Consider the following 16499-nt stretch of genomic DNA (forward strand, 5'->3'; position numbering starts at 1 on the left):
AAATTAACTCATTTGATAAAAAAAGAGATATTAATCTCTCGATTAATATCTCTTTTATATAAATTACTAATTAGAATAAAACACTTACAGATTCATTAGAGAATATTTTCTTAATAGCTTCCCCAAACATTTCTGCCACTGTTAATACTTTTATTTTATCAAGTTCTTTTTCTTTAGGAAGTTTTATAGTATCAAGAACTATTAACTCACTAATTGCAGAGTTTTCGATTCTTTCTATAGCTGGTCCAGATAGTACTGCATGTGTACAACCAGCGTATATGTTTTTAGCCCCAAACTCTTTAAGTGCATTAGCTGCGTTTGTTATAGTTCCTGCTGTATCTATCATGTCGTCTAACATGATAACATTTTTACCTTTTACATCTCCTATAAGATTCATTACTTCACAAACATTAGCTTTAGGTCTTCTTTTGTCTATTATAGCTAGTGGAACTTCTCCTTCTAACTGATTAGCAAACTTTCTAGATCTAGTAACACTTCCTAAGTCTGGTGAAACTACAACTAAATCTTCTAAATTTTTACTATTAAAGTAGTTAGCTAATAAGTTTCCTCCTAATAAATGATCTAGTGGGATATCAAAGTATCCTTGTATTTGAGAAGCATGTAAGTCCATAGTTAAAACTCTGTCTGCTCCTGCTGCTGTTATTAAGTTTGCAACTAATTTGGCTGTAATTGGATCTCTTGCCTTAGCTTTTCTGTCTTGTCTTGCATACCCATAATATGGTATTACTGCTGTAATTCTTCCTGCAGATGCTCTCTTTAATGCATCTATCATTATTAATAATTCCATTAAGTTATTGTTAACTGGGTTATTAGTAGATTGAACTACGAATACATCACAACCTCTAACTGTTTCATTGATATTTACACTTATTTCACCATCGCTAAATGTTGTCACTTGGCAATCAGCAACTTTTACCCCTATATATTCTGCGATTTTCTCAGCTAACTCCTTATTTGAATTACCTGCAATAATTTTAATCTCGCTTCCGCTAGTATTCATTACTTATCCTCCTGAAAATTATATAAATATTATTAGGTGTTTTTCCTAAATTAATAATTAGCTATTTATTCTCATCTCTTTTTTCTTTTTTAGCTACCCAACCTTCTTTTACTACCTGTCTTTGCCTAGCAACTGCTAAAGCTCCTTCAGGTACATCTTCAGTTATAGTAGACCCTGTTGCAATATAGCCTTTTTCCTCAACTGTTACTGGCGCAACTAAATTTGAGTTAGAACCTATAAATGCTCCATCTTTTACTATTGATTTGAATTTATTTTTTCCATCGTAATTTACAAATACCACTCCACAACCTATATTAACGTCTTTACCTACATGAGCATCTCCTATATATGAAAGATGTGATGCTTTTGAGTTGTCTTCTATAGTTGCATTTTTAACTTCTACGAAATCACCAATTTTTACATGATTTCCAATGTTACTTTTTGGTCTCAAATAAGCATAAGGACCAACTGTAGTATTTTCTCCTACAGTAGAATCTATCACTGTAGAGTTTTTAACTTCTGTACAGTTTCCTATTATTGAGTTTGTTATAGAAGTATTCATTCCTATAATACACTCATTTCCTATTTTAGTATTACCATGAAGCATAGCCCCTGGATATACTATAGTATCTTGACCTATTTGTACATCTGCTTCTATATAAGTAGCAGCTGGATCTATTATAGTAACTCCATTTAATAAATGGAATTCATTTATTCTATTTCTCATAAGAGTTTCTGCTTTAGATAATTCTAATCTAGAGTTTACACCCATTAATTCCTCAATTGTAGAACCATTGAATGCCCCAACTTTAAAACCTTTATCTCTTAATATCTTCATTGTGTCAGTTAAATAATACTCTCCTTGAGCATTGTTATTATCTAGTAAATCTAAAGATTCTCTTAGCATCTTACCTTTAAAACAGTAGATTCCAGAGTTAATTTCATTTACTGCTAATTCTTCAGCATTCCCATCTTTTTGCTCAACAATTTTTAATAAATCTCCATTTTCATCCCTTATTACTCTTCCATATCCAGTTGGATTCTCAACTTTTGTAGTTAAAACCGTAGCTGTATATTCATTTTCTATATGATAATCAAATAATTTCTTAAGAGTTTCTTCTTTTATAAGAGGAGTATCTCCACATAAAATAACTATTGTATCTTCATCATTTATGTATTCTTTTGCCATTTTAACAGCATGACCTGTTCCTAGTTGCTCAGCTTGCATTGCAATCATAGTATCTTCTGGTAGTATGTTTTTTACAACTTCTGATTCATGACCTAGTATAGCTACTACATCATTAACACCAGATTTTTTTGATACATCTATAATATGGTTAACCATTTCTTTTCCGCATACTTTATGAACAACTTTTGGATATTTCGACTTCATTCTTGTACCTTTTCCAGCAGCAAGAATTATGGCTTTAAAGTTCATATTTTCACTCCATTTCAATAAAGTTTTTTATAATTGTTATTATTAAGGTGTATTATTTCCTAAATAGTATACAATTCAATCGTATTATTATCATTTATAATATAGCATTTTTTTTATAAAAATACTAGGTTTTTGTATTTCTTTACATTATCTTATTATACACAAAAATAGCAGCAACTATAAATTGAGCAGTTACTGCTATCTATTTATTAAATTATTCTATATGATTATTTTACAACTACTCTTTGGAACTTTTTCTTTCCACGTTTTATAACCATACCATCACCAGTTAAATCATCTTTTGCAAATGTAGCTTTAAAATCAGTTACTTTTTCACCATTCACAGTTACTCCACCTTGTTCTACATTACGTCTACCTTCAGATCTAGTTGGAGCTAGTCCACTTTTAACTAATAAAGATATTATATCTATATTTCCATCAGTTAAATCTGCATCAGTAAGTTCTGTTGTAGGCATATTATCATGTGCAGCACCTGAGAATAAAGCTCTTGCACTTTCTTGGGCTTTTGTTGCTTCATCTTCATCGTGAACAAGTTTAGTTAATTCAAATGCTAATACTTCTTTAGCTTCATTGATTCTATTATCTTCCCATTTTTCCATAGCTTCTATTTCTTCTAATGGTAGGAATGTTAACATACGCATACATTTGAATACATCAGCATCTGCAACATTTCTCCAGTATTGATAGAATTCAAACGGAGAAGTTTTGTTTGGATCTAGCCATACTGCACCATTAGCTGTTTTACCCATTTTATTTCCTTCTGAGTTAAGAAGTAATGTTATAGTTAATGCATAAGCATTTTCTCCTAATTTACGTCTTATTAATTCTGTACCAGCAAGCATATTACTCCATTGGTCATTTCCACCTAATTGCATTTGACATCCGTATTTTTCGTATAAGTGATAGAAGTCAAAAGCTTGCATTATCATGTAGTTGAATTCTAAGAAACTAAGTCCTCTCTCCATTCTGCTTTTGTAACATTCAAAGCTAAGCATTCTATTAACACTAAAATGAGTTCCAACTTCTCTTAATAGTTCTACATAATTTAAATCTAATAACCAATCTGCATTGTTTACTAATAAAGCTTTATCTTCACCAAATTCTATAAATTTACTCATTTGTTTTTTGAAACATTCACAATTGTAATTGATTTGTTCCGGAGTCATCATTTTTCTCATATCTGTTCTTCCAGATGGATCACCTATCATAGTAGTTCCTCCACCAACAAGTGCTATTGGCTTGTTTCCTGCCATCTGTAATCTTTTCATTAAGCATAGGGCCATAAAGTGTCCTACATGTAAACTATCTGCAGTTGCATCAAATCCTATATAGAATACTGCTTTACCTGCGTTTATAAGTTCTTTTAACTCCTCTTCATCTGTTACTTGAGCAACTAATCCTCTAGCAACTAATTCATCGTAAGTCGTCATTGACATAGTTTTTCTCTCCTTATTTTTATATTTTAAAAATCAATTTTATAATTTCTTTATAATAAAAAAGCCCTCGTCCTAAAAAAGGACGAGGGCATATCTCGCGTTACCACCTTTGTTTGTAAACAGCTCACACTGCTTACCTCAGTTAGTATCTAAATAAATACTATGACACTATAACGTGTGTCAAATTCGTCACAGCCTACTAAACATTTGTCTTTCAGTGCGAAGCTCAAAGATGTATTCATAATTAATTGTATATGCACCTCTCATCAACCGGTAACTTTCTGTTTATCTTAATTAATTACTACTTGTTCTTATCATTGCTTTTCTATAAAACTAATTTTTATATTTATATCTCATGATAATATCATAATTTTATTTCATGTTTTTGTCAACATTTCTTCAAATCTAATAATATTTTTTATTTTATAATATTTTCACTTATATGTTTTTTATTATTAACCACAAAACAAAAATAATACATTATAAACGCAAAAGTTTATTTTTTCACATAAAAAAGAGTCGACTACATCGACTCATTTATTACAATTCTTTATAACATTCCAACTTAATTGAATTACTCTGCTGCAACTTCTAGTTGAGCTAAAGCTTCTTCGTAAGCTTTTAAAACTGCATCTTCTAAAACTTGTCTCATTTCTGCGTTTATTGGATGAGCGATATCTCTAAAGTTACCTTCCCCAACTTTTCTACTTGGCATAGCTATGAATAGTCCATTTTGTCCTTCGATAACTTTTATATCGTGTACTACGAATAAATTATCAAAAGTTATTGAAACTATACATTTCATTTTCCCCTCATCAGTAATTTTTCTTACTCTTACGTCAGTTATGTTCATACCTCAATATCCCCCTTTGTGATTTTGACAAAATACAATTTACCCAATATAATTATAAACTGTTTGGTAAATAATTCTATACTTTTTTAAAAATTCCTTTTATTTTTCTGAATCTTTTTTATTTTTTATTTACAAAAATAATTATACAGTTAAAATTAGTTAGAATTACTCATCAATTTCATCATCAATATGATCTAAAAGGTCGTCCATAACATCTTCTGTCCTATACTCATCTTTAAAAGTTTTTAAATTTGGTTTAACAAGTATTTCATTTTCGATTGTATCTATTTCTATCAAAGATATGTAATCTTCAACTAATTTCTTCTCTGGTGTAGATGTTGTTATGAATACCCCTGTTCCTATTACTTCTGCACCGAATTCATTCATAAGCTGAGTCATACCTTTTATAGTTCCTCCACCTCTCATAAAGTCATCTATAAGAATAACTTTACTTCCTGGCTTAACAGCTTTTCTTGGTAAACTCATACTTTCTACTTTTGAACTATCTCCCGTAACATAAGTCATACTTAATGTTGGCCCCTCAGAAACCTTTATGTCTTTTCTTATTATTACTAATGGTAAATTCATTGCCTTTGCAGTCATTAGGGCCATAGGTATTCCTTTAGTCTCCATAGTAACTACATAATCCGCATTAGAGTAATCTATATTTGAAGCAAATATCTTACCAATTTTAGCTACAACTGTTGGATCATATATTAAATCTATTAAATATAGAAATCTTCCTGATAAAATTCTGTCTGGCGAACTTATCTTCTCGCATAATTCCATTAGGAAGTTTTGATTTTCTTGTATTGATGTTTTAGGTATGTATTTAACTCCACCAGCCGCTCCAGAAATTGTTATAACCTTACCTAATTGTAATTTTTCAAATACATTTTTTACAACTAATAAATCTTCACTAATTGTAGATTTGGCAGCATTAAATGTTTCTGTAAAATAGCTTAATGTATAAATTTTATTTGGATTGTCAGATAATATCTTAACAATAGCACCAATTCTTTCCGTTCTCTTAAACTTCATTATTTTCGTAACCTCCTACAATTACAACTATTTATGGTATCAAAGTAAATAATGCATAAGATTTTATTATATGATATAATATTAGTTATGTTTCATATATTTTGAAAAAATAAATAAACTATAATATATGAATTAGTATATGCATATGATACTTAAAATATTGAACATTATTTAATTATACCACAAAAATTGTTCTTGTTATAGAAATAAATAAAATGAAAGGTGGTTTTATTATGAAGATACATTTCATCGGTATAGGCGGAATAAGTATGAGTGCTCTAGCTGAAATATGTCTTAATAAAGGCTACGAAGTTTCAGGCTCTGACATGAGTAAATCTTCAATGACAGACAAACTTCAATCACAAGGTGCAAAAATTTATATTGGCCAAAAAAAAGAAAACATTGCTGATGGACTAGACATGGTAGTTTACACTGCTGCTATACATCCAGACAATGAAGAGCTTATGGCTGCAAAAGATAAAAATATACTGACAATAAATAGAGCTGCATTTTTAGGGCAAATAATGAGAGAGTACAAAAACTCAATAGCAGTTTCGGGTACCCATGGAAAAACTACAACTACTTCTATGTTATCAACAATATTTGGTTCAACTAACTTAGATCCAACAATCTTAGTTGGTGGTAACTTAAAGTCAATTGGTGGAAACGTAAAAATAGGTAACTCACAAAACTTTATAACAGAAGCCTGTGAGTATACAGATAGTTTCCTAAACTTTAACCCTAAAATAGCAATCGTTTTAAATATAGAAGAAGATCATCTTGATTACTTCTCTGGAATAGAGGAAATCAAAGCTTCATTTAATAAATTTGGAAAACTACTACCTAAAGATGGTCACTTTATAATAAATGGTGACAGTCCCAACACTGATGGAATATTACATGATGTTAAGGCTAATGTGATTAAATATGGTAAAGAAGCTTCAAATGATGTTATCATAAAAAATATTCATTTTAATGATAGTGGTTTTGGATCATTTGATTTAACTTACTTTGGAAAAGATTTAGGTACGTTCCAATTAGCAGTTCCTGGTGTTCACAATATTTATAATGCTACTTCTGCTATAATAGTTTCATTAGTTTCTGGAATAAACGCAGAAGACATAAAAGAAAGTATTATAAAATATACAGGTGTTGGAAGAAGATTCGAGATTAAAGGTAGCTACAATGATGCTTTAATAGTTGATGATTATGCTCATCATCCAACAGAGTTAAAAGCTACTTTAGCTGCAGCTAAAAAGTTAAAAAAATCTACTTTATGGTGTGTGTTCCAACCTCACACTTACAGTAGAACAAAATCTCTTTTCAATGAATTCGGAGAAGCATTCTACTCTGCAGACAAAGTTATAATAACTGATATCTATGCTGCCAGAGAAGATGATCCAGGGGATATTCATTCTAAAGACTTAGTTGAAAAATTATATCACAACAATGTAGATGCTATATATATCAGCAAATTCGAAGATATTGTTGATTATCTAAAAGATAATATACAACCTAACGATTTACTAATAACTGCTGGAGCAGGTCCTGTTTATCGTATTGGTGAATTGTTACTTGAAAAAAATAAATAATCGTTAAAAAAGAGTAGAAAATTTGATAAATCAAATCTTCTACTCTTTTTCTATTTTTTAGATAATTTAAAAATATCATCTTTAATATAATCATATAAAGCTGTATGAACTTCGTAGTAAGAATTTAAATCTTTTGATTCAATTTTTACATAGTCAGCTCCCATAACCTCAACTTTTGCTTCATAATTATCTGCTTTAATTTGAATTACAAAATTATACTTACTTCGTTGCTTACTTTTTTCTGGTTGAACCTTTCCAACTACCCTTTTTGCAGCCATCGTATTTGCTAAGTCATCATATTTCCACTTACTTAAATTCTTTGTTGTATCCTTGTAAGTTATTTTAACTTCTTTCCATGTTTTATATTGTTTAATAAAATCAAAAGAAGTATAAATACTCTTATTCAATAATTTTTCCAGTTCATCTTTAGATGCTACAGGAATTTTATAATATTCTTCTTCGTTAACCGTATAAATCCTTATTACATCTAAATTTGTTGAAAACTTTAGTCCATCATCTGAATACCCTTCATAAGTAGATTCATAAGATGCTGGTTTTCTTATTTTACTAATATCTTCAAAAGAATATCTTAACTCTTCTAATAATTGCTCATCTACTCTAACATCTGATACAATCCCATCAGATAAATACACTTTATCCTTCTCTTTTAATTGTTTAAGTAATGATCTATTATCTTCAGGCTCCTCTATTTTCACTGCATTGTCCTTACTACTGCTTTCTTCTTTAGAGAAAAGAGTAAATGATACAATATATACGCCAAAAAATAGTATAATAGCTGCAACTAAGAACACTGATTTTTTTATTTTTCTTCTTTTAGCCATGTCTTACCCCCGGTTAAATGTTTTATATAACTATTATATAACTTTTTGTAGTTAATTTTAAGTTTAATTTATTTTAAAGTGTTCTTTTACTCCCATCTCTTTTACTATTTAATGTTTATTACCTAATTTAAACTATTAAATTTACTTAACTATTCTTCTTGCTTTACAATCAATGAAACATAACCAGTAACCTAAAGAATTATTTCTATTATCACACGCTTGATATCTAGTAAATCCTGTATGCCCCTTATCAGGTTGCTCATTTTTTTTCCCTGGAACTGCATAAATATAATATTGTCTCTTATTATATTCATCATATTGTACTCCAAATAAGTAGTGTCTGTATTTATAAGACTGCATTACAGCATCGCTATACATAGTATAGTTCAAAGAGTTTACATAACCTAAGTATGGCATTGTATAGCCACATAAAGTAGTTGGATTAATTTCTATTTTCCACCATCTAGTGCTATCAATATAATCTGCTACAAAAGGCTTTACTTCTCTAAAGTATTTTAATCCTTTTTTAATCTGTCTTGGCATTAATAATATACCTGCTGTTTTAGTTGATTCTGGCTTAGTTTTTACTGTTTCATAAGTATTTTTTGTGTACTGCTTTTCTAAAGCAGATTTTGCTTTATTAATTTTCTTTTCAATATAGTCATCATTTCTGCTTTTACTATTTTTCTTTTGTTGAGGTTTAGGTCGTATGTTTGTCTGAACTGATTCTTCGTATTCTTCATCATATATTTCTTCATATTCCTCATATTCTTCATCATCATCTTCATCTTCATCTTCATCAATTTCTTCATAAATAATCTCTTCATATTCGTATTCATTATCTCTTACATCATCATCTTCAACATATTCTATCTCTTCATATTCTTCATACTCATATTCATCCTCATTGTCATCAACTTCCTCATAATCAGAATTCTCATCTCTATCATCGTCTACCTCAATATATTCTACTTCTTCATATTCATACTCATCATCTTCTTCTACTTCTTCAAATTTGTATTGAGGAGGAAATAAAATTTCTTCAAAGTTATCTATTTTACTTCCCTTAAAACCTATAAGCGGAACCGCTTTATCTTGTATAACCGCTATTCCTTTAATGTCTATATCATCGTCACCCATATCTAGACTAAATTCACCTTTTCCTTGACTATTCACATTAAAATTACCTAAATCTATAGTTTCGTAGTCACTTCTTATTGCTACTACTGAATAACCTTCACTTACACTTTTTAGATTTTCAGCATACAAAGCTATGACTGATTTTTCATCAGTGACTTCAATTTTTGCAAAAGCCTTTGGCGACACTTTTTCTTTAAATCTATAATTCATGTCTTTCGCTTCTAGCATGATGTAATCTCTTTTAAACTTTCTTTTGGTAGCCATTAGTTTCTCACCCCTTAACATAATCTCTCAAGAAATTATATGTAAATGCCTTTTTAAAAAGTACCACTTTACCTTTTAGAACGTAACAATTTAATACCATTTATTATAATTTTTTAACTATTTTTATTTTGCTTATAATATTATTTATTTTGCAAAAACTTATATTACTATAATTTTATAACTAAGGAGATTAATATGAACAAAATATTAGTAGCAATATTTATTATAAGTACAAGTATGATTTTTGTGGCGTGTAATAAATCAACTCCAGCTAATCCTAGCGATATAAATATCACATCAAACAAAATAACAGTAGAGCAAGCTAAAGACATAGCACTAAAACATGCAAAGTTGGCAAATGATAAAGTTACTTTTGTAAAAACAGAAGAAGGCACAGAAGATGGTATAAAAAAATATGACATAGAGTTTTACACAGACAATACAGAATATGATTATGAAATAAATGCTAATACTGGAGAAGTTATTGAATTTGACAAAGATATAGAAGACTATACTATACCAACTAATCCAGATGCTACATCTAATAAAGCTAAAATAAGCGAAGATGAAGCTAAGGATATTGCTTTAAAACATGCAAATCTGACAAATGATAAGGTTAAATTTGACAATATTGAATACGATACTGATAACGGATTTAATAAGTATGATATAGACTTTCATTATAATAACCAAGAAATAGTTATGAAATAGATGCACAAACAGGTGAAATTTTATCACATGGAATAGATAAAGAATAAATTTATCAATTAAAATAAATTAAATTTGTATTTTTTAAACATGAAAAAGGGAGAGTCTAAACTCTCCTTTCTTATTCATCTATCATACCAATTATTGATTTCCTATTTTATTATAAGCCATTACAGACATACAGTAAATGGTATTAAAATACCAATTTCTTCACCAGACGCAATATATAATATAAATCTTAATCATCTTAATAGAGGTGAAGTATTCTGTAATATTAATGTGAAGCGAATTCCTAATACACAAGCAATTATTAGGGCTATAGTACCTATTATTGATTTTTTCATTAATTTATATTGTTTTTCATATTTTAAACTCAATGTTTCTTTATCACTATAAATAGGCTTAGCTCCCTTTGGTGCATTTAAAAAATGATATGCATCATATGAACAAATATAGTTCCAATCACAATTTTCAAATAAAGATATATATCCATCCCAATCATCTTTATCTTCATTATAATCGATGCTATACTCTATATCTTGTGGTCACCTTTTCTAAGCTTCTATAACAATTTCTCAAAAGATTCTAATATCTATCCTTCTTTAGCTAATTTACTTAACTTATTTATATCTTCATTTTCATCCAAAAGTAAACCGCCACTTGGTACATATTTTATATTCTTTGCCATAACTATTTTTCTCCTCATATTCCTTCAAATGCTTTAACACCATGAAGCGCCATTTTATATCTTTTTTCTTGCTTCCTCTCCTGCTAATGTTATATAGTCTTGAACTTGCATCTTCTTTAACATGGTATACATAGTTGCGGTAACTATTGAAACATCACCCTCTGTTATTTATATCTTTTTTAGATATATCCATTTATGATATATCTTTATTTATCTAAACTATATTATAAATGGATATAGTTATAAACTTTTTAGGCATAAAAAATACGCTACTGATTAAAATCAATAGCGTACAATATATTTCATATTATTTATTTTCATTGTGAATTCTATTTACTTCATTTGACAATGAGGCAAACTCTTCTATCGATAAAGTTTCCCCTCTTCTTTTTTCATCTATATTAGCTTCTTGTAAAGCTTCTCTTATTTGATCCTTGCTTAAGAATCCAAGTCCACCTAGTGAGTTAAGAAGAGTTTTTCTTCTTTGACCAAAAGATGCTTTAACAGTTTTGAAGAATACATCTTCATTATCTACATGGTATATTTGTTCTTCTCTTACATGAAGTCCTATAACTGTTGAATCAACATTTGGCTGTGGCATAAACATATGTCTCGGAGCTTTCGCAACTATTTCTGTATCACAGTAATATTGAACAGCTACTGATAATGCACCATAGTCTTTAGTATTGGGCTTTGCATTCATTCTATCTGCAACTTCTTTTTGAACCATAACAACTATGTCAGTTACTGGTATATCTTCTTCTAAGAACTTCATAACTATTGGTGTAGTTATATAGTATGGAAGGTTAGCAACTAATTTTACTGGTCCTCCATTTAACTTTTCTTTTACTAATTCTTGTACATCAACTTTTAATATATCTTGGTTTATTACTTCTATATTAGAAAAATCAGATAAAGTTTCTTTTAATATTGGTATTAAAGTCTTGTCTATTTCTATTGCAACTACTTTCTCTGCATTTTTTCCCATTTCTTTTGTAAGTGTTCCAATTCCTGGTCCTACTTCTATTACATAATCGCCTTCTTTAATCCTTGCCCCTGCAATAATTTTATCTATTACATTTGTATCTATTAAGAAGTTTTGTCCTAATGATTTTGAGAATTTAAAATTATGTTTTTGAACAACTTCTTTTGTGGCTTGATGTGATGATAATCTATCCATGTTCGTCTCCTTATAAACTTTCTATTGCTTTGTTAAATTCTTCTCTTGAAACTCCGTAGTTATTTAATCTATTTAAGAATTGCTTTGCATTTCCGTATCCAATCCCAAGTATTTGACCTACAGTATCTCTTCTATAAGATGCATCTTCATTTCCTATTAATCCATTTACAACTAAATCTACTTGTGAAAATTCATTTCTCTTTTCTATGCTTTCAGTTCTGACCTTATTTAAGGCTCTTAGTATACTTTCTGGAGATGCATTTTCTATTCCTATATCTCCATCTTTTTTAGCTTCTTCCCTTGGTAAAAATGCATGTTTACACCCTGGAACTTCTGCTGCAATTTTCTTTCTAATTTTTTCTCCTGCAAAATCTGGATCAGTAAAAATTATAACACCTCTTCTTGCTTGAGCTGCTTTAATTCTTTCCATTACACCTTTTGGAAATCCAAATCCTCCAGTAGTTATTAGTTCACAGTCTAGCGCTCTTTTCACAGCAGTAACATCGTCTCTTCCTTCAACTACTATTATCTCTTTTATCATTTTATATAATCACCTTTTAATCTATTTTATTTAAAATTGTGTTTTCATTAATATCATATCTTTATATTTTACGTTTTTTAATAGATTTAATCAAGGTTTAATATAATAGAATGAATATGTTCAGGTTTATCTAGTTCATTTATAATTTTATTTATTATATATCCACCAAGTCCAATTATACTCTCCACATGCATCATGTATTGTATAGAAGAATCAAATAATATCGTAGCACTTGGCTTAATTTCATCATCGCCTTCCCAAATAACCACACGACAAAATACCTTTGAAAAAACTTCAAATTCAAAAGCTATATCCCCCATTCTAACTTCTTTTCCATCTAAGTTTTCTGCGCATTTTTTTAATTTGCTTGAATTATAACCAAAAGCATTTATCAAGTTTACTATGCTACTGTTATAAAATGCTGGATAAAACATCATTCCACCATTAGGTATTTCCTTAATACTCACCCATTTATTTGTTTTGTCTATATCACATTCTGTAAAAGATAGGTAGTTTAAAAACATCACCCCTGTTTCTGCACTTGGAATATAATTATCTTCACTTCTCATTATTGTTTCATCATCACAATTCAAAATATAATCTTTATTAAAAACTTTTATAATAAATTCATTTTTATCTTCGTCGTATATAACATTTCTTATTTGTGCTACTTTTTGAAAATTCCTTTTTTGTAGTGTTTTCCACTCATTATAATAAGCCACTTTATAATTACTTTCCATCCCCACTCCCCCTTATATTTCCTTTAATTATAATTGTAATATTATTTATATAAGTATAAGGAATATATTACAGCTAATCTCATGTACATTCCCTTTTTAAGTATTTATTTATGATGAAATACAATTTCTAATAAGTCATAGTTTGATTCATATAAACAATCATTAAATATATGACTTCCAAACTTCTCATTTCTCATAGCATTAAAAACAGGTTTTCTTAATTTATAAACTAGTTTCTTAAGCTTAGCACCCTTGCTTATATTTTTTGTAATTTCAGCAATCTCATCATTATATTTATTTATACCACTCTTATCATTTATCTTCAATGCATCCATAATCACTTTAGATGCTTTTATTCCTGATAACATGGCAAAATATATTCCTTCTCCTGTAAATGGATCTACTAAACCTGCAGCATCTCCAACTAGTAGTAAATTTTTTTCTTTATTAATGGGATCTCTTATAAATTCACCAAAAGGCAACATAGCTCCTTTAAATTCACTTCTATCACATCTTATTCCCAAATTATTCAGAAATTTTTCAAACTCCTTATGATAATCTATTTCCTTATCGTAGTTTCCACCAAACCCAACTGTATAACTATTTTGTTTTGGAAAAATCCATCCATAACCTTGTGGAATAATTCCATAATAAAGGGACATATAGTTCCCTTCATAATTAAACTTATCTTTATCAATTTCCACTTGTAAGCAAAATCCATTGGCTTTAAATTTTTCATCAACTAACTTTCTACTTATTCCTACAGCTCCATCTGCACCTATTACATATTTGAATTTAATTTCGTCATTATTAGATAAGGTTATTAAATTTTCTGTTGTATCAATATTTTTGACTCCAACTCCTTCTAGAAAAGTTCCCCCTTTTTTCTTATACTCTTCAACTAAATAATCATCAAATTCAAATCTGTCTACCAAGTAAGTTAATCCTTTGGTTTTTATATCTGCTATATGTTCATACTCCAAATACAAACTAGCTCCTTCACTTACTATTGAGCTTCCAATATTAAATTCATTATACAACTTTAGTGTTTTCATTAATTCAAAAGCTTTATACGTTATTCCCCCAGCACAAAGTTTATTTCTTGGAAACTTCTGCTTATCGACCAAGATACAAGATATATTATTATTTATCAGATTATGAGCAGCAGCCACACCTCCAGGCCCTGATCCTATAATTACAACATCATAGTTCATATTTATTCTCCTTATAATTTTATATCTTTATAGTCTCCATGTTTTTATTGATTCAAACCTTATGTTTATGAAGAATTTTCACAAAATAAAATACCTGTCTAAATGTAATCTAGACAGGTATTTCTTATATATTAATATTATACTTAAATTATTTTTATTCTTTACATATATTCTAAAGCAAATATCTTCTACTAAAATATATAAACTACTTGTTATAAAATATAACCCTATATCTACTGGTGCTCTTGCAGTTGCTTTTCCATTTCCTTAGCATTATTTTTGTATTTTTCTTTTATTTTGTTCATTTTTTCTGCCAAGTCTTATTGTTTTCTCATAGCAAATTTTTGTTTTAAAGATAGAGGCATTGGAACTAATTTTACCATTAAAGTTATCACTACTATGATAACCCATAAATCTCCAAATATCGTAGTTCTTATAATTAAAAAATTCTTTTGGTTCTAGTTTTTCAGAGTGTTTAAACCTATTTAGAAATAAATTTTTTATTAAAATAAATTCAGTTTCATGAGATATTCGTCTTCTACAAAAGTAAGCTAGACATCCTATTATTGATAGAAAAAACGTCATATAGATTAATATGTAGAGCATATTTTCTAAATCTAACTTCATCATATTTACCTCATTAAATTAAAATATTACTATTCGTATAAGTTACTATGATTAAGATATAAACTTTATTAATTTTTAAATATGAAATGAACAATCTTCTTTACAATATTTATAGTTTATAGCTAGAATTTAATTAATACTTATTTTTAATCAAGGGGTGATTAGCATGAAATTTTCAAATCCATTGATTGTAGTCTCTGATATGGAAAAGTCTAAATTGTTCTATTCTACAGTACTAGGTTTGGATGTTATTTTAGATTTTGGTGCAAATGTAACCTTAACTGGTGGCATTGCCCTACAAACTAAGGAATCTTGGTGTAACTTTATACATAAATCCAAAAATGAAATTTTCTTTGGTGCCAATAATAGCGAATTATACTTTGAAGATGATAATTTTGATAATTTTATCTTAAACTTAAATCAAATTCCAGGAATATGTTATGTTCATCCTGTTATTGAACACACTTGGGGACAACGTGTTGTTCGTTTTTATGATCCTGATATGCATATTATTGAAGTTGGTGAAAATCTAAATAAAGTAGTTAAAAGATTTTTAAGTAAAGGTATGTCTGCTGAAAATATAGCTAGTAGAATGGATATGCCTGTCGATTATGTAAAGTCTTGTCTTTAATTTTCAACACCTAAAGGTCTGCTCCGCGCTCATGTCGACAATGACTTCCCCGTTGTTCCGTTAATCAGTCAGAATTTATATTTTATCTGTTCTGTATATAAATTATAAATTCCTTACAATTAAAAAGGTGTAGATAAATTTGTTTAACACAAACCTATCTACACCATCTTCGTACGTATACATATCTTTTTATCTATAGTTATATATACATTATCATATTCTACTTAACCATTTAGCTCAATAGCTTTTGAACCTCATCCTTCAACGTAATTATTAATCCCATTGATATAAAAAATATATTTTTCATACATCCCTCTCTTTACTATATTTTTTATTTACTACACCTGTTTTCTATTTCTATATCAATAGGTCTCTTATGTTTTAAAATCATTCCTAAATCTAAATAATAACTATCTCTTTTATCAATATCAAATAAAAGACCATGTATTTTACTACTTTCAAAATACCCTTCGATTGCACTCTCTCCATTTATATAGACGACACCCCTATAATCCATATTAT

At 28.8% G+C, this 16499-nt stretch carries 17 protein-coding genes and 1 other annotated feature; of the genes, 3 read left to right on the top strand and 14 right to left on the bottom strand.

Annotated features, from left to right (window positions below):
• Positions 1 to 70 precede the first annotated feature (70 nt).
• The 5 genes from QX51_RS13780 to purR form a co-directional block, all read right to left on the bottom strand.
• Positions 71 to 1021 (bottom strand): ribose-phosphate diphosphokinase, encoded by a 951-nt coding sequence (locus tag QX51_RS13780; RefSeq protein WP_039680473.1) that lies wholly within the window; start codon positions 1019 to 1021, stop codon positions 71 to 73.
• 61 nt (positions 1022 to 1082) lie between these two features.
• On the bottom strand, positions 1083 to 2459 hold the full coding sequence (gene glmU, locus QX51_RS13785) for a bifunctional UDP-N-acetylglucosamine diphosphorylase/glucosamine-1-phosphate N-acetyltransferase GlmU (RefSeq protein ID WP_039680474.1): 1377 nt from the start codon (positions 2457 to 2459) through the stop codon (positions 1083 to 1085).
• 227 nt (positions 2460 to 2686) lie between these two features.
• Positions 2687 to 3910 carry a tyrosine--tRNA ligase gene (gene tyrS, locus QX51_RS13790; protein WP_039680510.1) on the bottom strand — a complete coding sequence of 408 codons (1224 nt, stop codon included), beginning with the start codon at positions 3908 to 3910 and terminating at the stop codon, positions 2687 to 2689.
• An 81-nt stretch (positions 3911 to 3991) separates the two neighbouring features.
• Positions 3992 to 4243 (bottom strand) — a binding site (T-box leader).
• A 247-nt stretch (positions 4244 to 4490) separates the two neighbouring features.
• Entirely contained in the window at positions 4491 to 4769 is a 279-nt protein-coding gene (gene spoVG, locus QX51_RS13795; protein ID WP_018591966.1) for a septation regulator SpoVG, read from the bottom strand.
• Between the two features lie 165 nt (positions 4770 to 4934).
• On the bottom strand, positions 4935 to 5810 hold the full coding sequence (gene purR, locus QX51_RS13800; RefSeq protein ID WP_039680475.1) for a pur operon repressor: 876 nt from the start codon (positions 5808 to 5810) through the stop codon (positions 4935 to 4937).
• A 233-nt stretch (positions 5811 to 6043) separates the two neighbouring features.
• On the opposite strand from purR, the gene murC reads away from it, so the two are divergent.
• The gene (murC, locus tag QX51_RS13805; protein ID WP_039680476.1) at positions 6044 to 7402 is read left to right on the top strand and encodes a UDP-N-acetylmuramate--L-alanine ligase; all 1359 of its coding nucleotides are present in this window, start codon (positions 6044 to 6046) and stop codon (positions 7400 to 7402) included.
• A 50-nt stretch (positions 7403 to 7452) separates the two neighbouring features.
• On the opposite strand, the gene QX51_RS13810 is transcribed toward murC, so the two are convergent.
• Complete coding sequence (locus QX51_RS13810) at positions 7453 to 8244, bottom strand: hypothetical protein (RefSeq protein ID WP_039680477.1); 792 nt, start codon at positions 8242 to 8244, stop codon at positions 7453 to 7455.
• A gap of 141 nt (positions 8245 to 8385) precedes the next feature.
• Positions 8386 to 9648, bottom strand: a complete 1263-nt coding sequence (locus tag QX51_RS13815) for a hypothetical protein (protein WP_039680478.1) — start codon at positions 9646 to 9648, stop codon at positions 8386 to 8388.
• Between the two features lie 195 nt (positions 9649 to 9843).
• Here QX51_RS13815 and QX51_RS13820 point away from each other — a divergent pair, with 195 nt between their 5' ends.
• Entirely contained in the window at positions 9844 to 10359 is a 516-nt protein-coding gene (locus QX51_RS13820) for a PepSY domain-containing protein (RefSeq protein WP_052233061.1), read from the top strand.
• A gap of 239 nt (positions 10360 to 10598) precedes the next feature.
• Here the strand turns inward: QX51_RS13820 and QX51_RS21830 are convergent, their stop codons facing one another.
• The 6 genes from QX51_RS21830 to QX51_RS20935 form a co-directional block, all read right to left on the bottom strand.
• Positions 10599 to 10892 carry a DUF2812 domain-containing protein gene (locus QX51_RS21830; protein WP_082007841.1) on the bottom strand — a complete coding sequence of 98 codons (294 nt, stop codon included), beginning with the start codon at positions 10890 to 10892 and terminating at the stop codon, positions 10599 to 10601.
• A 459-nt stretch (positions 10893 to 11351) separates the two neighbouring features.
• Positions 11352 to 12224 (bottom strand): 16S rRNA (adenine(1518)-N(6)/adenine(1519)-N(6))-dimethyltransferase RsmA, encoded by an 873-nt coding sequence (gene rsmA, locus QX51_RS13825; RefSeq protein ID WP_039680479.1) that lies wholly within the window; start codon positions 12222 to 12224, stop codon positions 11352 to 11354.
• A gap of 10 nt (positions 12225 to 12234) precedes the next feature.
• Entirely contained in the window at positions 12235 to 12765 is a 531-nt protein-coding gene (gene rnmV, locus QX51_RS13830; protein ID WP_039680480.1) for a ribonuclease M5, read from the bottom strand.
• Positions 12766 to 12851: 86 nt separating this feature from the next.
• A complete protein-coding gene (locus QX51_RS13835; RefSeq protein ID WP_052233062.1) occupies positions 12852 to 13505 on the bottom strand; it encodes a DUF3786 domain-containing protein in 654 nt (217 codons plus the stop codon).
• Positions 13506 to 13609: 104 nt separating this feature from the next.
• The gene (locus tag QX51_RS13840) at positions 13610 to 14719 is read right to left on the bottom strand and encodes a geranylgeranyl reductase family protein (protein WP_039680481.1); all 1110 of its coding nucleotides are present in this window, start codon (positions 14717 to 14719) and stop codon (positions 13610 to 13612) included.
• A 273-nt stretch (positions 14720 to 14992) separates the two neighbouring features.
• Positions 14993 to 15349 carry a hypothetical protein gene (locus QX51_RS20935; RefSeq protein WP_200886404.1) on the bottom strand — a complete coding sequence of 119 codons (357 nt, stop codon included), beginning with the start codon at positions 15347 to 15349 and terminating at the stop codon, positions 14993 to 14995.
• Between the two features lie 163 nt (positions 15350 to 15512).
• On the opposite strand from QX51_RS20935, the gene QX51_RS13850 reads away from it, so the two are divergent.
• Positions 15513 to 15977 (top strand): VOC family protein, encoded by a 465-nt coding sequence (locus QX51_RS13850; RefSeq protein WP_039680482.1) that lies wholly within the window; start codon positions 15513 to 15515, stop codon positions 15975 to 15977.
• Between the two features lie 331 nt (positions 15978 to 16308).
• Here the strand turns inward: QX51_RS13850 and QX51_RS13855 are convergent, their stop codons facing one another.
• Positions 16309 to 16494 (bottom strand): hypothetical protein, encoded by a 186-nt coding sequence (locus QX51_RS13855; RefSeq protein WP_039680483.1) that lies wholly within the window; start codon positions 16492 to 16494, stop codon positions 16309 to 16311.
• Positions 16495 to 16499 lie beyond the last annotated feature (5 nt).

This window comes from Terrisporobacter othiniensis (assembly GCF_000808015.1).
GTDB lineage: Bacteria > Bacillota > Clostridia > Peptostreptococcales > Peptostreptococcaceae > Terrisporobacter > Terrisporobacter muris.